The organism is Gordonia sp. ABKF26 (assembly GCF_041103195.1).
GTDB classification, from domain to species: domain Bacteria; phylum Actinomycetota; class Actinomycetes; order Mycobacteriales; family Mycobacteriaceae; genus Gordonia; species Gordonia terrae.
Map to the genome: position 1 here is coordinate 5,599,174 of NZ_JBGCVZ010000003.1, position 19,706 is coordinate 5,618,879.

General features: G+C 64.1%; 19 protein-coding genes and 1 pseudogene. 13 read left to right on the forward strand and 7 right to left on the reverse strand.

Annotated elements, in window-relative coordinates; genetic code table 11:
* The first annotated feature begins 14 nt into the window (after positions 1-14).
* Both AB4Z55_RS26060 and AB4Z55_RS26065 read left to right on the forward strand, forming a co-directional pair.
* Entirely contained in the window at positions 15-305 is a 291-nt protein-coding gene (locus AB4Z55_RS26060) for a hypothetical protein (RefSeq protein WP_004021541.1), read from the forward strand.
* A 91-nt stretch (positions 306-396) separates the two neighbouring features.
* Positions 397-885: a hypothetical protein gene (locus AB4Z55_RS26065; protein WP_369520942.1), complete on the forward strand. Its 489-nt coding sequence runs from the start codon at positions 397-399 to the stop codon at positions 883-885.
* A 348-nt stretch (positions 886-1,233) separates the two neighbouring features.
* Here AB4Z55_RS26065 and AB4Z55_RS26070 read toward each other — a convergent pair whose 3' ends face one another.
* A complete protein-coding gene (locus tag AB4Z55_RS26070) occupies positions 1,234-2,040 on the reverse strand; it encodes an alpha/beta fold hydrolase (RefSeq protein WP_369521062.1) in 807 nt (268 codons plus the stop codon).
* A 90-nt stretch (positions 2,041-2,130) separates the two neighbouring features.
* Between AB4Z55_RS26070 and AB4Z55_RS26075 the strand changes: the two genes are divergently transcribed.
* The 3 genes from AB4Z55_RS26075 (at position 2,131) to AB4Z55_RS26085 (ending at position 5,805) form a co-directional block, all read left to right on the forward strand.
* Entirely contained in the window at positions 2,131-3,009 is an 879-nt protein-coding gene (locus AB4Z55_RS26075; protein ID WP_369520943.1) for a LysR family transcriptional regulator, read from the forward strand.
* Entirely contained in the window at positions 3,006-3,938 is a 933-nt protein-coding gene (locus AB4Z55_RS26080; RefSeq protein ID WP_369520944.1) for a serine hydrolase, read from the forward strand. Before AB4Z55_RS26075 ends, AB4Z55_RS26080 begins: the two co-directional genes overlap by 4 nt.
* Before the next feature lie 94 nt (positions 3,939-4,032).
* Positions 4,033-5,805, forward strand: a complete 1,773-nt coding sequence (locus AB4Z55_RS26085; protein ID WP_369521063.1) for a penicillin-binding transpeptidase domain-containing protein — start codon at positions 4,033-4,035, stop codon at positions 5,803-5,805.
* Positions 5,806-5,871: 66 nt separating this feature from the next.
* Here AB4Z55_RS26085 and AB4Z55_RS26090 read toward each other — a convergent pair whose 3' ends face one another.
* Positions 5,872-7,470, reverse strand: a complete 1,599-nt coding sequence (locus AB4Z55_RS26090) for an alkaline phosphatase (RefSeq protein WP_369520945.1) — start codon at positions 7,468-7,470, stop codon at positions 5,872-5,874.
* Between the two features lie 134 nt (positions 7,471-7,604).
* On the opposite strand from AB4Z55_RS26090, the gene AB4Z55_RS26095 reads away from it, so the two are divergent.
* Positions 7,605-7,829 carry an amphi-Trp domain-containing protein gene (locus tag AB4Z55_RS26095; protein WP_369520946.1) on the forward strand — a complete coding sequence of 75 codons (225 nt, stop codon included), beginning with the start codon at positions 7,605-7,607 and terminating at the stop codon, positions 7,827-7,829.
* A 30-nt stretch (positions 7,830-7,859) separates the two neighbouring features.
* Here the strand turns inward: AB4Z55_RS26095 and AB4Z55_RS26100 are convergent, their stop codons facing one another.
* A complete protein-coding gene (locus AB4Z55_RS26100; RefSeq protein WP_369520947.1) occupies positions 7,860-8,501 on the reverse strand; it encodes a hypothetical protein in 642 nt (213 codons plus the stop codon).
* A gap of 610 nt (positions 8,502-9,111) precedes the next feature.
* Between AB4Z55_RS26100 and AB4Z55_RS26105 the strand changes: the two genes are divergently transcribed.
* The 4 genes and pseudogenes from AB4Z55_RS26105 to AB4Z55_RS26120 all read left to right on the forward strand — a co-directional run bounded on the left by AB4Z55_RS26105 (position 9,112) and on the right by AB4Z55_RS26120 (position 12,427).
* The gene (locus tag AB4Z55_RS26105) at positions 9,112-9,333 is read left to right on the forward strand and encodes a PASTA domain-containing protein (RefSeq protein WP_369520948.1); all 222 of its coding nucleotides are present in this window, start codon (positions 9,112-9,114) and stop codon (positions 9,331-9,333) included.
* A gap of 750 nt (positions 9,334-10,083) precedes the next feature.
* Positions 10,084-10,602 (forward strand): OsmC family protein, encoded by a 519-nt coding sequence (locus AB4Z55_RS26110; RefSeq protein WP_369520949.1) that lies wholly within the window; start codon positions 10,084-10,086, stop codon positions 10,600-10,602.
* Positions 10,603-10,847: 245 nt separating this feature from the next.
* A pseudogene (locus AB4Z55_RS26115) lies at positions 10,848-11,338 on the forward strand (hypothetical protein).
* A 9-nt stretch (positions 11,339-11,347) separates the two neighbouring features.
* On the forward strand, positions 11,348-12,427 hold the full coding sequence (locus tag AB4Z55_RS26120) for an HNH endonuclease (protein WP_369520950.1): 1,080 nt from the start codon (positions 11,348-11,350) through the stop codon (positions 12,425-12,427).
* A 47-nt stretch (positions 12,428-12,474) separates the two neighbouring features.
* Here AB4Z55_RS26120 and AB4Z55_RS26125 read toward each other — a convergent pair whose 3' ends face one another.
* The 3 genes from AB4Z55_RS26125 to AB4Z55_RS26135 form a co-directional block, all read right to left on the reverse strand.
* Entirely contained in the window at positions 12,475-14,145 is a 1,671-nt protein-coding gene (locus AB4Z55_RS26125; protein ID WP_369520951.1) for an alpha/beta hydrolase, read from the reverse strand.
* Between the two features lie 5 nt (positions 14,146-14,150).
* Complete coding sequence (locus tag AB4Z55_RS26130) at positions 14,151-14,750, reverse strand: LppA family lipoprotein (RefSeq protein ID WP_369520952.1); 600 nt, start codon at positions 14,748-14,750, stop codon at positions 14,151-14,153.
* Between the two features lie 311 nt (positions 14,751-15,061).
* Positions 15,062-15,322, reverse strand: coding sequence for an LppA family lipoprotein (locus AB4Z55_RS26135; protein WP_369520953.1), 261 nt, complete (start codon positions 15,320-15,322; stop codon positions 15,062-15,064).
* 117 nt (positions 15,323-15,439) lie between these two features.
* On the opposite strand from AB4Z55_RS26135, the gene AB4Z55_RS26140 reads away from it, so the two are divergent.
* Together AB4Z55_RS26140 and AB4Z55_RS26145 are read left to right on the forward strand one after the other, a co-directional pair.
* A complete protein-coding gene (locus AB4Z55_RS26140; protein WP_369520954.1) occupies positions 15,440-15,766 on the forward strand; it encodes a WXG100 family type VII secretion target in 327 nt (108 codons plus the stop codon).
* 370 nt (positions 15,767-16,136) lie between these two features.
* Positions 16,137-16,862, forward strand: coding sequence for a GNAT family N-acetyltransferase (locus AB4Z55_RS26145; protein ID WP_369520955.1), 726 nt, complete (start codon positions 16,137-16,139; stop codon positions 16,860-16,862).
* A 19-nt stretch (positions 16,863-16,881) separates the two neighbouring features.
* Here the strand turns inward: AB4Z55_RS26145 and AB4Z55_RS26150 are convergent, their stop codons facing one another.
* Positions 16,882-17,841, reverse strand: coding sequence for a hypothetical protein (locus AB4Z55_RS26150; protein ID WP_369520956.1), 960 nt, complete (start codon positions 17,839-17,841; stop codon positions 16,882-16,884).
* 97 nt (positions 17,842-17,938) lie between these two features.
* On the opposite strand from AB4Z55_RS26150, the gene AB4Z55_RS26155 reads away from it, so the two are divergent.
* Positions 17,939-19,690: a DUF3556 domain-containing protein gene (locus tag AB4Z55_RS26155; protein WP_369520957.1), complete on the forward strand. Its 1,752-nt coding sequence runs from the start codon at positions 17,939-17,941 to the stop codon at positions 19,688-19,690.
* Positions 19,691-19,706: the final 16 nt, after the last annotated feature.

Consider the following 19,706-nt stretch of genomic DNA (forward strand, 5'->3'; position numbering starts at 1 on the left):
ACTTAGGAGTCAGAGTGGTAACACGTGCGTCCATCGTTGCAGACCTCGACCAAGCGCTCGCCACACAGATCGACTTTGTTGCCGATCCGCTCGACAGCTCGTGGTACGTCGGAAACTTCGACGGCGAGTCGATCTATGTGCGAATGGGCAACTTCCCGGACGAAGAGGCGTACTCGCTCTACTTGGGACATGGTCGATGGATGGATTTCAGCCGAGTTCCCGACAACTGGACCATTACCACCCCAGCGGAAGGGTGGCCGTCAACGGCTCGGCAACGCCTACCCAAGGGCGAGTTTCATGCCTGAGCATGGAACCGCATACCTAAACACACAGGATCGGGATGCGCTGATCAGCCGATGGAGCGAGCCCCATCGGAAGTACCATGACGTTCGACACTTGAATCAAGTCATCAGCTCGCTTTCCGTACTACGTTCTGCCGGTACTCCATTCGATGAAGAAGCAGTTCAGCTTGCGGCATGGTTTCACGATTCTGTCTACGAGATTGGCTCTCCAGACAATGAAGAAAAGTCCGCCAGCCTTGCCGAGACGATGCTGACCGGTCGTGCGTGTGCGCCCGAGGTCGCACGGCTTGTTCGAGTCACCGCTACGCACACCACCGACATTTGCGACCAGAACGCGGCGGCACTGTGCGACGCGGACTTGTCGATACTGGCGAGCAGCCCCAGCGAGTATGCCGCCTACAACTCCAGTGTCCGCGACGAATACTCTGCCGTCGAAGACGATGCTTACAGAGCAGGTCGGACTACCGTTCTCAACCATCTACTTGACATGGACTCGCTGTACAAAACGGACTACGGCCGGGCCCACTGGGAACGTCGCGCTCGCGAAAACCTCCGCGACGAACTTGCCCAGCTCAGAGGATAGGCGACGACGGCTCGACACGTGGTACACACACCTTAGCCATGGTCCGGTCCAGCGCACACCCAAAATGCGGTTGTTAGCGACGATTAGCTAGTCACTGTGGTGTTGTGAAGGCCATGCACGGTCCCGTTTCGGGGCCGCGGTTCGAGTTGCGGCAGTTGTGTCCAAAGTCCGGCGCAAACTGCCGCAACGTCGATGAGCTGCAGCTGCATTGGGAACAAGAATCATCCCGATCTCCAAGGCGTTCGACCCGAGAACTTCCTCTGCCGGAGGAGAAGTCGATAACACACCCATCTGCTGCGCAGCACACCAAGGCCCCCCGCAGTAAGCGCGATACATGCGCCGGCCGGTTCAGTCGGCACTGACATTCGATACCTGCCGAACAATGCTGTGCAACAAAGCGTCCGGTTCGGACTCCGGTAGCCAATGACCACCACGCATCTCGCGAACGTCCACCCCGCGAGCGACTTCGGCGGTCTTGCGCATCACAGCCCTACTGAAGAACGGATCGTCGCGACCGTAGATGTAGACCGTGGGCACCTTCTGATGCGATGACGGCGGGCGGCGGTGCTTCGGCGGCCGAAGCATCTCGAACAACATCCGCCGATACCAGTTGACTGCGCCCCGCGCGGCACCTCTTCGCTTCAGACGTTGCTGATAGTGGCTTGCACGGTCCTCAGAGAGACCTGATCGCTCCAAGAATCGAGCCAAGTGTCTAGTCAGGACGTATTCCGGCGCGGCCGGCAGAGTCAGCGCGAGCATGTACCAGCTCTTCAGAGCTTGCTTTGTTCGCGTCATACCCCACGCCAGGGCCTGGGGGTGCGGGGTCGACACGATGGTGGCGGTACGCAGTCGGTGTGGGTGAGTTCTGCGCATCGTCCACACCAAAGCCCCTCCCCAGTCGTGGCCCACGACGTGAGCGCTGTCGACCTCGGCCGCGTCGAGCAACGCGATGATGTCGGCGACGAGGCGTGGCAACCCGTACCGCGACACCGGCCGCGGACACGCCTCAGGCGAGTAACCACGCAGGTTCGGGATCAGGACCCGAAAGCCACGTCTGGCAAGCGACTGACCTACCGCGTCCCACGCCGTGCGGTCCTGGGGGAATCCGTGAAGGAGAACCACAGTCGGGTCGTCGTCGGCTCCCAAATCCGTCACCTCGAAGATCAGTCCGTCGGTGGTGAACGTATCCACGCTGCTTCTCCTCGCTCAGAGACTTACTGCACCCACCATGCCATCCTGGAACGCGTGGATCTGATCAGGCACCTGCGGTTCTTCGTCGCCGTGGCCGAGGAGGGCCATTTCGGCGAGGCTGCGGCCCGCCTGGAGATGACGCAGCCGCCGGTGTCGCAGGGTCTGCGGCGTCTGGAAAAGCAGTTGGGTCTGCAGCTCATCCGACGCACCACGCGCGGCGCCGAGCTGACCGACGCCGGCCGCGAACTCCTACCCCGAGCCCGACTGCTCATCGACGACGCCTCGAGATTCCTCGGCGAAGCCCGTCGACTCCACGAACGAACTGAGGTATTACGTTGGGGTGCTGCATCACTCGTCGGCTCGACGATCACGGCCACTCTGGCACAGCGCATCGCAGGTGTGACATCAGGGCAGGACTCCGTCAGCGCCTCGACAGTGCACCTCATCGAACAGGTCTCGGCAGGTACCATCGACCTCGCCGTCGTCGAAGCACCCTGTGTCACCGGCTCGTTGGGGGTCGGGCCGGTCGTCGTACTCAAGCGTTCGGTGGTGGTGCCTGCAACGCACCCGGTGGCATCTACCGACCGGCCGCGCCTGCGGCAACTGGCCGACTTGCGGTTCTGCCACACGCCGCGATCGTTCAACCCGCCGGCACACGACCAGCTGATCGACCGGCTCCGCGAGTCGGGACTCGACCCGCAGTTGCATCCGGTGACCTCGGCCGATCAGGTGCTGGCGGCGGTCGCCGCCGGGCACGCCTTCGCGCTCACCGCCGATCGTGACGCCCTCGCCGCGGTCGAGGCCGTCGGCTGCGTTCCCATCGGCCGGGACGCCACCGCCCTGCGCCTTCGGGTCGTGTATCGCGAACCCGGCCTCGGCGAGGTGGCCGAAGTCGTCACCGCTGCCCTCTACCGGATCGGCAAGGCCTCGTGAGCGCATCGTCGACCCTGCCCGAGTCCGTCCGTACCGAACTCGATCGGGTTGTCCGCGAGTCTTTCGCCGACGCAGGTTGTTCTGGTTGTGTGCATGTTCGGACGATCGGCCCGACGCCCATCGAGTACTGCCACGACGCCGACACGCCGGTCGTCCTCGCGTCGGTCTACAAATTGGCCGTGCTGATCTCTTTGTGCCGCATGGCAGATCGCGGCGACATCGATCTCTCCGCGTCGGTCACCGTCGATCCCACCCGTTGGGCTCAGGGCCCGACCGGACTCGCGCTCTTCGTGGATCCGGTGACCTTGTCCTGGCGTGACCTCGCAACGTCGATGATGACCGTGTCCGACAATGTCGCCGCCGACGTCATCCTTGCCCAGATCGGATTGCAGCAGGTCCGAGACGATCTCGTCGAACTGGGCCTGACGAACACCCGGATCGTCGGAGGTGTCGCCGAACTTCACGAACGTCTGCAGCGGGAGACCGGCACGAGTACGGTCGCCGAGGCATTCGCCGCACTGGCCGATCCCGATCTCGACGCGTCGGTCAGCGCCTACGACGCCGCCTACTCCAGCTCCGCGACACCGCGCGACTGCACGACCCTGCTCGACGCGGTCTGGACCGATCGCGCAGCGTCCGCACCATCGTGCGAGTTCGTCCGCCAGACGATGAGGAAGCAGGTGTTCACTTCGCGACTCGCGTCGGGGTTTCCGTTCCGACGAGTCAGCGTCGCGGGAAAGACGGGCACGCTCGTCGCCGTCCGCAACGAGGCCGGGGTCGTCGAGTTCCCCGGCGAGCTGCCGGTCGCGATCGCGGTGTTCACGATGAGTGCGAGATCCGAGATGGCCCTACCGGAGGTCGATCGTGCGATCGGGTCGGTCGCGCGCGCCGTCGTCACCGAATTGCGGACGCCCGATGACGGAGGTTGATGGGGCGTCCCAACAGCGGCGATAGCGAATCACTATCGTCCTATCGCGTGCCGAAACTTTGCGTCACGGTGGCCCGATGGGTTGGCTTGCGGACATGCGTCGTTGGTGGGCACTCCTGAGTGCATGTGCGGTGATCGTGGGCACGGTGTCGGGGTGCTTCCTGACCTCGGACTCGCCGGAGGATGCGTTGCGGTCGTTCGCCGCTGCTCTGCAGAAGGGTGATGCCACCGGTGCTGCGGCGCTCACCGACGATCCGGCAGCGGCAGGCGCGGCGATCGCAGCGGTGTTCGACGGCATGGGTCAGACGCCGAAACTCTCGGTGACCGGCAGCCTCGTCGACGACAAGGAGGTCAGCGGTTCGCTCGATCATCGTTGGCAGATCCGGGACCGCAGTGTCGAATATCAGACCTCTGTGACGCTCGTGGAGTCGAATTCGCAGTGGCGGGTCCGGTGGCAGCCGTCGGTGATGCACCGACAGCTCCGTGCCGGAGAATCGTTCTCCTACAGCGACGATCGCGCATACCGAACCCCGGTGCTCGATACCAACGGTCGACCCCTCATGACGTGGCAACCCGTGACGCTGGTGAGCCTGTCGCGCGCCCAACTCAATTCGGCAGCCACACTCGCGCGTGCGCTCCGGCCTGTCGAACCCGGGATGACGGCAGCCGGGATCCGCGCGAGCTTCGAGGGCAACGACGCTCCGCAACACACGGTCATCCGACTCCGCGACTCCGACATCGGCCGGGTGAAGCGCGACGTGGCAGCCATCCCCGGCGTCACGCTCACCGAGCAGGGCGCGCTCCTCAGCGCGACGAAAGCTCTCCACTCGCCGGCGATGTCGGGGCTCGAGGACATCTGGCGCACGGCGGTCGACGCCACGGCCGGGTGGTCGGTTCAGATAGTCGACGCCGAGGGCACTCCCACCCACCTGGTGGATTCGGCTCAGCCCGGTCCGACACCGCCGGTGCGAACCACCATCGACCGGGATATCCAGACCCGGGCTCAGCTCGCCGTCGACGGTGACCGACGCCCAGCCATGATCGTCGCAATCAAGCCCTCGACCGGGGGCATCGTCGCCGTCGCACAAAACGGCGCCGCCGACAAGTCGGGGTCGGTGTCGCTGTCCGGCCTGTACCCACCGGGTTCGACCTTCAAGACCATCACGACCGCCGCTGCGCTCGATGCCGAGGCGGTGCAAGTCGGTTCGCAGGTCCGCTGCCCCGGTCGCGCCACCATCGAGGGGCGGACCATCCCGAATGAGGATGACTTCGACCTGGGGACCGTGCCACTGCCCACTGCGTTCGCACGGTCGTGCAACACGACGATGGGCGCACTCGCGAACAAGCTCTCCGACGACGCCTTGACGACGATGGCGCGCCGCTTCGGCATCGGCGCGGATTACACCGTTCCTGGCCTGACGACCGTGACCGGCTCGGTACCCAGAGCCGACTCCCCCGCGCTACGTGTCGAGAACGGCATCGGTCAGGGCACGGTGACCGTGAGCCCCTTCGGCCTTGCGCTCGCCGAGGCAAGTCTCGCGCGCGGCGAAACCGTCGTCCCCAGCTTGATTCAGGGTCAGCGAACGACGGGAGACATCGAACCCCAACAGATCTCGGACGATGTCACTCGTGCACTTCGGGGCATGATGCGTGACACGGTCACTCGGGGTACAGCCACCGCACTCCGGGACATTCCCGGCTTGGGCGGCAAGACCGGCACCGCCGAGTACGGGGACAACAAGAACCCGCATGGCTGGTTCGCCGGGATCGTCGGGGACCTGGCGTTCGCAACCCTGGTGGTGGGCGGCGGGTCGTCGGCCCCCGCCGTCGACGTGACGGGTGAATTCCTGCGGCCGTTGAGCGAGTGAGCGCTTCCGAGAGTGCGGAACAGGCACCGGATTCCGGGACGAATCCCGCACTCTGTCAACGGGTCGTCACGACGCCGGCTCGAGGTCCTTTCGGTACAGGTCCTTTCCCGATGCGTCGACCAGAGTCACACTCAGCACCTTGGTCCTGCCGTCGATCGTGACCTCACCGAAGTGCTGGAACCCCTCGGCCGGCGACACATTCGACTCCGTCGGCGCGTGAACGAACTCGTACTCGGCACCGAATGTACGGTCCAGCGGACTCTCGGGGAACGCTCCGGCGTGCAGTGGTCCGGCCACGAACTCCCAGAACGGCGAGAAGTCCTGGAAGCCCGCGCGGTCGGGCTCGTAGGAGATCGCGGCGGCGTAGTGGACATCGGCGGTGAGGAACACCACGTTCGGAACGTTCTTCGTCTGAGAAAGGATGCGGGAGAATGCAATCTCACGACCGAGCGGGTCACCGTCGTCTCCCTGCGCGACTGCTTCCATCGCCTTCGGGCCATCAGCCGGTGTCGTGTTCTTGTCCTCTACGACGATGCTCAGCGGCAGGTCGTTGGCGACGATCTTCCACGTGGCCCGCGAACCCCGGAGTCCGTCGATGAGCCACTGCGTCTGTTCGGCGCCGAGTAGACCGTCGGCGTTGTCTTCCGACCAGGCATCGGGATTCGGGTCCTTGTAGCTGCGCATGTCGAGAAGGAAAACGTCCAGCAGCGGGCCGTACGAGACCTTGCAATACACACGATCAACGGAGCCGATCTCGACGGGTTGCCATTCCTGCCAGGCCTGACGTCCATTGCGCGCCAACACATCGACGCTCATCTCGGTGTAACCCTCGCGCCCCTGCCCCGCGAGGCTCTCGCCCGGGAACCAATTGTTGACGACCTCGTGATCGTCCCACTGCACCAGCTGCGGGACAGACCCGACGAAGCGTCGAAAATGATGGTCCGTCAGGTTGTATGCGTAGTTCCCGCGGAACTGGTCGACGGTCTGCGCCACCTGTTCCTTCGCCGGGCTGGTGATACTGCGGTAGACCTTGCCGTCATTTTGCTCTTGCATCGGTTCGACGGGGTTGTCGGCGTAGATGGCGTCGCCGGAGTGGACGAAGAACTGCGGATCGCGATCGGCCATGGTGCCGAAGATGGTCATCCCGCCCATGTCGGGGTTGATTCCCCACCCCTGACCGACCACGTCGCCGGACCATTGGAACCTGATGTCCCTCTCTCGCACCGGAGCGGTGGTGAAGACGCCGGTCACCGGTTCGGACAGCGCCCCGTCCTCACTTTCGAGAGTGACGCGGTAGTGCACGGTCTGCCCGGGTTCCAGACCGGCCACCCGCAGTCGGCCGGTCCCATCGCCGGCGGGAGTGAGCATCGGTCCACGGAGTTTCCGTGCATTGCTGAAGGTTTCGCTCGACGCCGTCTCGACGATCATGGTCGCCGGACGGTCTGACCGCGCCCACACGAGCGCCCCTCCGCTGGTGACCTCCCCGGAGGCCACTCCATGAGTGAGAACGGGGCGATTCCGGACTAGGCTCGGCGCCGCCGAACCAGTATTCGACGACCCACAGGCCGCCATCGCCGATCCGACCGGGACGAGCAGCGCGCCTGCAGCGGCGGTGCGCAGAATCGTGCGTCGTGACGGGGTGCCGACTCGTTCGGGTTGGGTCATGATCCTCAGGGTCGCGCAGCACTTTCAATGGATCGTGAAGCGCGGGTGACCAGAAGGTGTCCGTGTCACGGGGTCGGCGTTTCTCGGCACGCATGTCGCTTGACCGGACCCATCCGGTCGGTTCAGATGGACTGATGAGCGACGAACTGTTCGAGCACAAGACCAAGACGGAACTGACTCGCGAGGAGGCGGCGAAGAAGATTCACGAACTCGCGGACGCCATCGCGCGACACAACGAAGTGTCCTTCGTGGAGAACAACAAGACCGTCCGCGTGGACATCCCGGCCAGGGTCCAGTTGAAGCTCGAGATCGAGCGGGGCGAGGACGAATCCGAGCTGGAGATCGAGATCACCTGGTAGACAGGCGATATTTTCAGTCGGCGTGCTGCGTCAGACGCTGCGCTGCGTCAGCACCCCGGTCCCGCCCGGTGCCGCATCCGAGCGAACCACACGCGTCAGCCGCCAAGCGGCGAGCGCGAAAGCTGCCTGGCCGACCGCGTTGATCGACTGCTCGAGCCACTGCAGCGACAGCGTCTGTTCTCGACCCGCCAGCGGCCCCAGCGTGTAAGCCGCCACCAGGCACACGGCGAGCAGCGCCACCGTCGTGAGATCACGGACCTTCCACGCGTCGCGAGCGAGGGCGGCGTAGAGCGCTGTCGATCCGAGTATCACCGCGATCAGGTACCAGTCCGCGATCGCCGGTACCGCCACACCAACAGCCGCCAGACCCATGAGAAGGAGAGCGACCGCGAGGTTGCGGACTCCCCACGCAGCTGCGGCGAGCAGCAGAAACCCGCATCCCATGAGTGGAAACAACCCCTCCGCCAGCCTGGGGATGTCAGCAACGCCGGAGGCAGCCAGGAGTTTCCAAGTAGCTTTCGCGAATCCACCGGCGAAGATAAGGGCGGCGCCGACATACGCAGGGAGCCAGCCGATTCGGCGCGCGACGATGAATGCCCCAAGAGCACCGAAGACCACCGGCACGAAGTCGAACAGCGCCAGTGGAATCGAGACCTGTTCCGCAGGTGTCACACTCGCCCCTCAGTCCTCGGCGAGTGGCGGCACGCTCTAGGCACCTCGACATTGTTCAGCATGCTGAACAATCTAGCGGGTTCGGTGCGCTCATGCCACCACCCAGCCGCTGTTCGCCCTCACTCCCAGACTTCAACTCGACTGACAGACTTCGATCGAGGTCTGTCTGTCGAGTTGAAGTCTGGCGGTTAAACCGAAGTGCTGCGCCGCACCTTGAGTCCCCGAAGTACGTCGGGTTGGTGGTCGGCACCGTCGGAACACGAGGTTTCTGATGACCAACCCGTTCGTCTGAACAAACCGAATTGCACCGACAGTCGACGCAAGTCACCTTTTGCGCCCTACGGTTCGGGTTCGCACTTCGCGGGCTTTACCGAAACGAGGACCCATGCGCGCTCGACACTTTTCCCTTGCTGTTTCTCTCGTTGCGATACTCGCGACCGGTGCCGCGTGCAGTACCGCGGAACAGGAAACGGAGTCGCCGACGACCACCCAGTCGGCCATCGGGGAAGCGTCGCCGACAACGAGCGAGGTGACGTCCCCACCCCAGCCTGCGACCACTCCGCAGCGAACTACTGCCGCTCCTCCGCCGACCGTCGATGAGGCATCGATCATGCCGAACGTCGTGTGCATGAACCTGCAAGACGCGCAGAACGCGATCCAGGCCACCGGAGTCTTCTTCTCGCGTAGCGAGGATGCCACCGGTCGCGGCAGGTCACAGATGCTCGACAGCAACTGGATCGTCGTCGGCCAAACACCCAGCCCCGGTACATCTTTTACCGAAGGCGAAGCGGTCCTCTCCGCAGTCAAGATCGGTGAACCCAACCCGTGTTGACCAACGCCGCGCACTCTTGTCGCCTCGTCGCGGTGATCGGACTGCCCCTCCTCGCCATGGCCGGGTGCGCCGCCGATCGGTCTGCAACGGTCGAATCCAGCGCACGCAGCGTCGCCACGTCAGCGGCCTACTCCAGTGTCATCGCCGCGCCGGCGACATCGCCCTCTCCCTCTTCCGCGTCGACGACATTCGCTCCACCGATAGTGGCTGCCCCCGTAGTGCCCGTTGTCGCCGAGGGCGCGGAGTGCGGCCCGCGCGGAGCAACCGCGCAGTTTCCGGATGGCGCCGTGGCCTACTGCTCACGGTTTGCAGGCACCGACGGCGCGGTCTGGTCCCGTACTCCGGGCGTCGCACCCAACCCGGGTCTGCCGACTACGCCCGTCGGGCCCTCCGTGGGAGACCGATGTATCGGCGCGGACATCGGACGCACAGCGATAGACGTCAACGGGAACTCGATTGTCTGCGACAACTATCACTGGCGACTCGACACTGGTCAGGAACCCAGCCATCCGTGGGCCGATGAGCAACGGGAGTGGGCCAAATGTCTCGAGACGAACAGTGTCGAGCAATGTCGCGAGATCCACGGCAACTGAGTGCTCTCCCGATCAGCTGAGCTTGACGTCCATTGGACGCGCAGGATGCGCTCCCGTGCGACAACAGTGAAGGCTTCCGCCCAGCCTGACGCAGAACCTCGCCGGTTACCGCGTCGCCCACTAACTTCGTCGGCAACCAGACCGTCGAAGGAGCACCATGACCGAGACCGCCACCCGCCTCAATGACGTGGACATCGCCGCCGTCGGCCAACTGGTCGAAGCGATCCAGGGCGACGCCACCAAGGCTCAGACGACGTGGGCCGCGCACGTCCAGTGGAACGGTTCGTTCGCATCGGCGGCCCGGATTCGCAACTTCTCGCCGATCGCATCCGACGAGCCCGCCGCACTCGGGGGCGGCGACACGGCGCCCAACCCCGTCGAGCAACTACTCGGCGCGTTGGGCAACTGCCTGGCCGTCGGTTACGCCGCGAACGCCACGACGGCGGGCATCGAACTCAAGGATCTGCGAATCGATCTGAAGGGCGACCTCGACCTTCACGTCTTCCTCGGCCTGGCGGAGGGCCATGCGGGGTTCGAGTCCATCACCGCGAGAGTCACCATCGACTCCGACGCCCCCCGCGAGAAGCTCGACGAGCTGCACGCCAAGGTCCAGGCGAGCTCACCGGTCGGGCACACCCTCGGCAACACCGTGCCCGTGGAGATCATCTTGAACTGAGTTCTACGGTGTTGTCGGACTCGGCGACCTTCTGGTCGAGATCCGAAAGAGGCTGGGCGGGTGCATCACATGCACCCGCCCAGCCTTGTGCGGTGCCGACGCGAAACGGTCAAACTGTCATACCCCCGTCCTACTCTGTGAGTGTCAGGTGTTCGAGCCCCTTTTCGACCGTGGTCACGGCCCGAACGTTGTCGGAGGAATGAGCCATCGTCACAACTGATCCAGCGCAGAGGGAATCGCACATCATGACAGAGGCACCGGTGGGTACGACCAAGAAGATCCTTTACATCGACATGGACAACACGCTCGTCGATTTCCAGTCCGGCATAGACAAACTCAGCGCAACTGAGCACACACGATTCGAGGGCCGACTCGACGACGTTCCCGGGATCTTCTCTCTGATGAACCCCATGCCCGGCGCCATCGAAGCCTTCGACGACCTGTCGCGACTGTTCGACACCTACATCCTGTCCACCGCCCCTGGGACAATCCCCTCGCCTGGACCGAGAAGCTGCTGTGGGTGAAAATGCACTTCGGACGCGAGAAGGACTCCCGCGCCCACAAGCGACTGATCCTCTCGCACCACAAAAACCTCAATCGAGGTGACTTCATCATCGACGATCGCACCGCCCGCGGTGTCGAAGACTTCCAGGGGAACCACATTCATTTCGGCCGGCCAGGATTCGAGAACTGGGCGAAAGTCGTCGAGCACATGCGGCCACTGGCAGAGTCGTAAGCTTCTTGGGTGTCCGTCCCCGCCGATCCCTTGACTCTCGGCCAGAAGCTCGTCGCCGTTCTCGAGAACGGAAGGCGCACAGCAACCTATAAACTCGCAGTGCTCGTGGCGCTACTCGACCTCGCCGTCGAGTCCGTTCCCGAGGACACCGAGGCGCCGGTGGACATCGACCTGGATGAACTCACGAGCCGAGTGATCGAACTGTACTGGCGTCAGTTGCGACCCCTCGACGGCAACCAGTTGCGTCAATCCAGCGATGGTCGAGGGGTCATCTTCGACGCGGTCGCCGTCTTGCGGTCCCAGACCACCGGGCCACGCCAGGGCACAGCCGAGCTCTTCGCTTCGCGCAGGTCGGACACATACCTGATCGCCCATGCCAGTGTGAAGCGAACCCTCGTCCGCTATCCACTGAAACTCCTGCAGAACTTGACATCTGGCGATACCAATGAACGCTTCCTGTATGACGACTCGTGGATGGGGACCGACTCGCGAAGAGCGGTCATCAATCACGGGAACAGGCTCACGCTGTTCCCCGGTGTCTGTCTCTCCCTTGCGCGCCTTGCCCCCTTGCTCAAACCGGCTTTTCAACTCGCCTGGGTGGATGACGTGCGTCGAATGAACAAGGCCATCCTCGACGACGGTCCGGACCTGGTCGGCCACCTCTTCGGTACCGACCGAGTATCCCTGCAGCGAGCAGGAGAAGCTCTGGTCGACGAGTTCGGCCCGTCGTGCTTCTACTGCGGGACAGCGACAACACGCCTTCGGCACGTAGATCACGTCTTACCGTGGTCACGCCTGGGCATCGACGGACTGGCCAATCTCGTGACCGCCTGTCAGAGTTGCAACATCAACAAGTCCGACCGCTTGCCCGCGCCGGTCCACGTGCAACGCGCGCTTGACCGTGGACGTACGACACTCGACGGGATCGCCACCGAGATCAACTGGCCGAGCCAGTACGACCGCGTCGTCGCGGCACGCCGCGGGCTGTACGTCACACAAACAGTCAGTACTCCGGTCTGGTTGGGCCGCAACAACATCACGACACTCTCCCGCACCGACATCGACTGGCGTCGACCGGAGACCAGCTGAATCGACTGTTGTGCAGGTGACCGACCTCCGGCGCCCCAGAGCCGCGCTCACTCCGGGGACAAACCGGCCAGAATCCGAGCCATCAGGTAACCGGACACCCGCAACTCACCGTTCTGCCCGTTTCGGGGATAGTCGGAGTGGATGTACGCACCCTCGCGTTCGATGCCGTCGGCGGTGGCCCGGCTGTTCACATCAAGGTGCTCGAGTTTAGTCTCTACCGGCGCCGGGCCGTTCGGTCCGCCGCCGACATGTTCGATGAAGTCGCTCGTGCCCATCATCACGTAACCGTGCCCGTCCTTGAGACCGAGTTCGGGCTCGTCGTTGGCCTCGAACCCAGGAGATCCGTAGAAGACGGCCTCATCAACTGGGTGGCCACCGGGGTCCTGTAGTGCAAGTCCCTGTGTCAGCGACCCGTAGGAATGACCCAACGCGACGATATGCGGATCATCCTTGGTCGATGTGGCGTCGATCGCCCGGTAGAAGTTCGCGAGGTCGGTCGCACCATCGCTGGCACGGTCCTGTTGTGCAACTTCGAGATAGGGGATCCCAGGAAAGCGGCTGCTGTCGTTGTCTGGCGGTTCGAAATCGAGCCACGAAATTGTCGAGACCTTCTCGTTGCCGCGACCGACATTTCGCAACTCGTCCAGGGTCTCGTTCCGAAGCGCATCGGACTCGCCGAGCATCGAGCCGAAGCTGTTGCGGATATTGGTATCCAGGCCCGGGGTTGTCACTGAGACATGTTCGGCGTCGTCGAGATTCCCCAGTGCGACCGCCGCCTTCCCTTGTTCAGCTGTGAACATGTCCATGACAAGTAGCATCCGACCGAGAGGATTGTCTGGGCTCCACTCGTTGGCGCCGATCAACTCCTGCAACTTCTTGACGTCGTCGATCTTCTTTTCGACCTGCTCGAGCTCAGCGTCCTCGTTGCTGAACAGACCCCACAACTTGATCTGTTCCTTCAGTTGATCGCGACGATCCTCGAGTTGCTTCAGCACCGGGCCCAGTTGCGCCACATTCGCCTCGTGCCGGACAGCCGAGGGAATGCCATCGACATTCCCCAGCAGCTCTGGACGATCACGCAACAGTTCCTGTTGCTGCTCAGGAGACAGTGCGTCCCAATAGGCTTTCACCTCGTATGGAGTCTTGTCCTTGGGCGGTTCGAGGGCGGTCAGTCCGCCCTGGTCAGCGCCGGCCTTCATCGCTTCGTCTACTGAAGCGGCTCCGTGGGCGGAGATCGTGCCGTTCCGGATCGCATCGAACACCCCAGCGGCGTCACCATCGATGTCGGCCGCCTGCGTGATCAGTGCTTTTGCCGCCGTCTCCAAGGACTTGCGCAGTCCCTCCCGGGCCTCGTCATCGTCCTGCTCTGACGTCGGCGCCGCGGTGACGGACCCGTCGTTGTGGATGGTCATCCGAGCACCTGCGGCTTGGCCGCGAAGGCCGGCCAACCGACCTTTGAGATGATTGACCGCCGACGATGTCTCAACCGCTAGCTGCCGCGCCGCGCCCAGGACGGCCGCCTCGTCGCGGAGATCGTCCGCGGTCAGTGTGTAGAGCTGGCGAGCGGAGTCTGCTCCCTCGCTGTACCAACCCGGCAAACGGCTCGCTGTTCGGAGAGCGTCGTCGACCTCAGAAACCGTGGTCACCCGCTTCCCGAGCGAGTCGGCCATCGTGTCCAGCGCCCCGGTGTTCCAGGCATCAATGGTGGCCAGATCCATCGGCTTCAGCCTTCATCTGCGGGTGTCACGTCCGTCTGCAAACTGGGTGGGGTCGGTACCGCCGGACCTACGGGGAGCCGGCACGGCGTGCGGATCGATAACACCGCCGCCTTGAACGACATGAGCTTCAAGGAGGCGTTCTCTGAGTTGGTGAAACGAATCTCCCGATTACCAGGCGTGTTCTTGAACGACGACTCGTACGTGATCCCACGATCCCTTGCCGCGGTGCGTACCAAAGCAACCGCCTGAGGCCAGACTTCCTCACCGATAGGCACATCCGAGACTCGCGCATCCAGCTGGACGGTCACACCGTCAGTGTCCAACCTCTCGCCGGAACACGGCCTACGGTGGTCCGGGTAATGGTCACGCGGGTCCATCGTCGACTCGAACCGCACCCCCGGTGCGATCGCCTCGATCTGCTCGACCAGCGACGCCCGCACCCCGCGGTACTCCTCAAGAGTCGCTTCCAAACTCGGCAATTCACGAAGCTGACCATTCAGCTCCGCAAGCCGCTCCGCGGACACCTCCTCGGTCGGACCGAACGTCGCCTGATTGACCGTCGAACACCCCGAGACGAGCACACCAACCACCAACAGCGCACTCAAACATCGCCTACGCATCAACAGGCCCCCTGACCCAGTCCGACGAGGCACACCTTCGCCTCCGACCCCGCTTTCGCGCAGCAGACTCGGAAAGAGTTCACCGCACTGCAGGGAATGTACCTGCTGGCGACGGGGGGTCCGATGTCTACTCACCGGGTCGATCGACAACACCGCCGCTTGAACGACGACAGATCTATCTCGGCGTTCTCCGAGTTGGAGAAACGGGTCTCCCGGTCACCCGGCACACTCTTGACCGCCGATTCGTAAACGATCCCCCGATCCCTGGCGGCCGTGCGGACAATCGTCACAACTTCCTACCACGCCTCCTCACCGATCGGCACGGCAGAAGCCCACATCGCAAGGCCCACGCTTCGACCATCTGTGCCCAACCACTCGCCGGAACACGGTCGACGGTGATCCGGGTAGTGATCCCTCGGCTTCATCGTCGAGACAAACCGCACCCCCGGCGCGATCGCCTCGATCTGCTCGGCGAGCGACGCCCGCACCCCGCGGTACTCCTCGAGAGTCGCTTCCAGACTCGGCGACAGCGCAGTCACCAAACGTCCACGCATCATCGAGCCCCTGACCCTGTGGGCGGGGATCACCCGCTGCCCGCCGACTTCATTCACGCAGTACCTCGGGTAGAGTTCACCGCACTGCAGAGAAGGTACATGCTGGCGACGGGGGGTCGGATGTCTACTGACCGGGTCGAGGTCGATCCAGAGGCTCTGTGGTCGGCAGCTCGCACGATCTCGGCCACCGGCGATGTGGCCAACACGCAACTACAGAGCAGCGACACCGCGATGGCCGGGTGCCGCGCCGGTTGGGCGACGCGTGCATCGCACGGCTTCGACGAATTCATGGACCGTTCCGAACGCTTCACCAATAACTTGTCACGCAAACTGGGGGACATCGAGCAGGCCACTCGGGCGGCCGCCGCCCACTACGAACGCACCGACAACAAGTCCGGCCGGCAGATCGTTGGATCGATCGGTTCCCCACGGTTGCTGGATCTCTGACCCGCGAGCCATTCGTCGACATAACGAGTCCATAGCCGTCAGCTCTCACCCGCGACAGGAGAACGAGGCTGAGAGGCAGGCGGTGTCGGCACTGCCGGGCCATCTGGGAGTCGGCATGGCGTTGCTTCCGTGGCGGCGGAGCGGTTCACCGGGACGCCGAAGGCGGGATGCGGACCGGGGTGGGCCAGGGAGTTCCGGGATTCGGGCGGTGAGAGTATCCCGGCCGATAGGGCGAATTCACACGGCGGACAGTAACAGCGCGGGCCGATCACGTTCCCGAATACATCCACAGGCTTCAACACCCACGTGCAACCCCGCACCCCGACGTGCCACCACCGATGTCCGCACCGTGTGGGCGTATCGTCACCGTGTGACCGACCGCATCACCGACGAACGGGTACCCGAACACGGAAGCACCGGTCACGCGTTGCTCGACAACCCGGTTCTCGCGGCGCTCACCGGTCCGCACGCCCACTTCACACAGCGCCACGGTTCGGCTCTGCGGTATCACCCCGACGTCTGCCCCATGGCAGCTCTCCCCGACTCTCCCACCGCGCAGGACTGGTCGGACGCCGCCGAACTCGTCGGTCCGGGTGGTTCCCTGTTCTTGCCGGTGGTCACCAATCGTCCACCAGACGAATGGGATACGACGATGGACCTGCCCGGAGTACAGATGATCGATGCAGGCGTCGACACGCGGCGCGACGACGAGGCCGTGCCCCTGACACCTGCGGATGTGCCGGAGATGACCGATCTGGTCGAACGGACCCGCCCCGGCCCGTTCCGTCCTCGCACCATCGAGATGGGCACCTACCTCGGGATTCGACGCAACGGTCGTCTCATCGCGATGGGCGGCGAACGGCTGGGGCTTCCGGGGTATACCGAGATCAGCGCGGTGTGCACCGACCCGGAGTTTCGCGGCCTCGGGCTGGCCTCACGACTCGTACTCGATCTGGCACACCGCATCCGGGACCGAGGCGACACCCCGATCCTTCATGCCGATGCCCGCAATGTCAGCGCGATCCGGTTGTACGAGCAACTGGGTTTCGACGTCCGCCGGGAGGTCCTGTTCCAGATCGTCACCGCCCCGCGATGAGCACACCGACCGGTCTCGGTCAGTTGCGCTTCAACGACTTCGCCAGCGGCGCAATCTCATCGAGGTAGATCGAGGCCAGCACATCCGATTCGTCGGCCATGTGCCGTACCCGGTCGGCCTCCGCGCGATCCCATTCGGTGGCGACGACATGCTCGAAATCGTTGATCCCGCCGACACGGTCGAGCCACGCCTGCTTCTCCTGCCGATGCTGGATCTGCGCAACGATCTGCTCGTAACCGGCGAACGCCTCCAGGCGCCGGACCAGTTCGTCGAGGCGGCCCGACAGCAGTAGTGACTTCTCGGCAAACGTGGAGACCACTTCCGGGTCGGCGGCCAGGTGCCCCGCCGGCGCGTCGCCGAGAATGGCGAACTGGTCGCGAAGGCCGACGGCCGCGTTCGCGATGGCGGTGACCTCACCGCTCAGGTCGACGCGCACCGAGTGGCGATCGAAGAAGTCGAGGCGCCACGCGGGGAGACCGTCGATGCGTTCGGCAACCGACGCGGTCGTCCATGCGATCTGACCTATCGGGTCGGACGAGAAGCCCTCGAGTTCGTCCACGGCACGTCTGCACGCCTGAGCCCGACCTCCCGCATCATCGGGCCCATCGTCGAACCCCTCGAGCGATCGACCACACCAGATGTCCAGGGCTCGGAGGATGAACCCGCCGGGATCGCCCTCCCCGCCGTCGGAGGGATCGACGTCCAGGCGCTGTCGAATCGACTCGCATGACTCCCACCGCCGGGCCTGCGCCACCCGAAGCGTGTCGGCGAGTTCGGCCAACGGGTCCGCCGAGTATTCCTCGGGTGCGCGCGCCGGGAGTGGGCCGCCTGCCTTCGACCGTGTGGCCGCCCTCCGGCTGCGGATGTCGTCACGCATGCCGGTGAACATCGCCGAGAACGCGCCGATCGCCATGCCCAGCAGCACGACGAGGGCCGCCGCCATGACCACCACGAAGACGGCGATCACGACGTACATCATCCATTCAGTAGACCACGGTTCACACGACAACGGTCGCTGTCGCCCAGACAACCGAACTGGCGCCAAGCAAGCACTTGGTTTGCTAGGTTCTCCGACGATGGGATTCCTGAAACAGACGACCCCGGAGATCGACTTCCCGACGTGGAGCCGGGGCTCTCGCGCGGAGAAGATCAAGCCGATGGCCCGGCACTGGGCCGAAGTCGGGTTCGGGACGCCGGTGGCCCTACACCTGTTCTATGTGGGCAAGATCCTCGCCTACATCCTCATCGGCTGGGTCATCGTGCTCAGCACCCCCGGCGTCGACGGCTTCTTCGACGTCACGACTTGGTACAACGAGCCGATCGTCTTCCAGAAGATCGTGCTCTACACCATGTTGTTCGAGGTCGTGGGCCTCGGATGTGGGTTCGGTCCGCTGAACAACCGGTTCTTCCCACCGCTGGGTTCGATTCTCTACTGGTTGCGCCCGAAGACCATCCGTCAACCACCGTGGCCGCGGATCCCGTTGACCGCAGGAGACTCTCGTGGTCCGGTCGATGTCGTCCTCTACGGCGCGCTGCTCGTCGTCCTCGTCATCGCGCTGTTCAGCCCGGGTTCCGGCGCGATCCCCGAACTGGACACGACGGTCGGCGTCCTCCCCAGCTGGCAGATCTGGGCCGTGGTGGGCTTGCTCGCGGCGATCGGTCTCCGGGACAAGACCGTGTTCCTGGCGGCGCGCGGCGAGGTCTACGGCGCGTTCACGGTCGCGTTCCTCTTCAGCGGTGTCGACATGATCATCGCCGCGAAGCTGGTATTCCTCTGCATCTGGCTCGGGGCGGCGACGTCGAAGCTGAACAAACACTTCCCCTTCGTCATCGCGACGATGATGTCCAACAACCCGATCTGGCGGTCGCCGAAGATCAAGCGCAAGTTCTTCGAGAACTTCCCCGATGACCTGAGGCCAGGGCGTCGTTCGCGGTGGATCGCCCACTTCTCGACTGCGATCGAGGGCCTCGTCCCGCTTGTCCTGTTCTTCTCGCACGGCGGATGGGTGACCGCGATCGCGGCGACCATCATGCTCGTCTTCCACTTCGGCATCCTGTCGTCGATCCCGATGGGCGTTCCGTTGGAATGGAACGTCTTCATGATGTTCGGGATCGTGGCGATCTTCCTCGGTCACCCCGGCATCGGACTGACCGATCTCCAATCGCCCTGGCCGATACTGCTCTTCGCAGTCTCCGCCGGCACTGTCGTCGTCGGGAATCTGATGCCGCGCAAGGTCTCGTTCCTGCCGGGAATGCGGTACTACGCCGGCAACTGGGACACCGGCCTGTGGTGCATCAAACCGTCGGCGTCGGCGAAGATCGAGCAGGGCATCGTCGCCATCGCGTCCATGCCGGCCGCACAACTCGAACGCTTCTACGGCAGCCCGGAAGCAGCCCAGATCCCGCTCTACATGGGATATGCGTTCCGTTCGTTCAACAGTCACGGTCGGGCGCTGTTCACGCTGGCGCACCGAGCGATGCACCCGACGCCCGAAGAGCAGTACGTCCTCACCGACGGCGAACGCATCTGCAGCACGGCGATGGGGTGGAATTTCGGGGACGGGCATCTCTCGAACGAGCAACTCATCGAATCCTTGCAGCGACGTTGCCATTTCGAGCCCGGTGAAGTTCGGATCGTGCTGCTCGACGCGCAACCCATTCACCGTCAGACGCAGGAGTACCGTCTCGTCGACCCGGCGATCGGCGAGTTCGAGCGCGGGTACGTGCGTGTCGCCGACCTCGTCACCCGCCAACCGTGGGACGACCAGGTCCCGGTCACGGTGACCTGGCGCGCCGACGGAGACCGCACGGACGAACCCGCCGGGTGAGGTGCAACGCCCGACC

Excerpts from the sequence above, each read along its gene's own strand:
- AB4Z55_RS26110 (WP_369520949.1), top strand. The coding sequence starts at position 10,084 with ATGACCGAGACCGCCACCCGCCTCAATGACGTGGACATCGCCGCCGTC.
- AB4Z55_RS26090 (WP_369520945.1), bottom strand. The coding sequence starts at position 7,470 with ATGACCCAACCCGAACGAGTCGGCACCCCGTCACGACGCACGATTCTG.
- AB4Z55_RS26155 (WP_369520957.1), top strand. The coding sequence starts at position 17,939 with ATGGGATTCCTGAAACAGACGACCCCGGAGATCGACTTCCCGACGTGG.
- AB4Z55_RS26085 (WP_369521063.1), top strand. The coding sequence starts at position 4,033 with ATGCGTCGTTGGTGGGCACTCCTGAGTGCATGTGCGGTGATCGTGGGC.
- AB4Z55_RS26105 (WP_369520948.1), top strand. The coding sequence starts at position 9,112 with ATGCCGAACGTCGTGTGCATGAACCTGCAAGACGCGCAGAACGCGATC.
- AB4Z55_RS26140 (WP_369520954.1), top strand. The coding sequence starts at position 15,440 with ATGTCTACTGACCGGGTCGAGGTCGATCCAGAGGCTCTGTGGTCGGCA.
- AB4Z55_RS26125 (WP_369520951.1), bottom strand. The coding sequence starts at position 14,145 with ATGGATCTGGCCACCATTGATGCCTGGAACACCGGGGCGCTGGACACG.
- AB4Z55_RS26095 (WP_369520946.1), top strand. The coding sequence starts at position 7,605 with ATGAGCGACGAACTGTTCGAGCACAAGACCAAGACGGAACTGACTCGC.
- AB4Z55_RS26135 (WP_369520953.1), bottom strand. The coding sequence starts at position 15,322 with ATGATGCGTGGACGTTTGGTGACTGCGCTGTCGCCGAGTCTGGAAGCG.
- AB4Z55_RS26150 (WP_369520956.1), bottom strand. The coding sequence starts at position 17,841 with ATGATGTACGTCGTGATCGCCGTCTTCGTGGTGGTCATGGCGGCGGCC.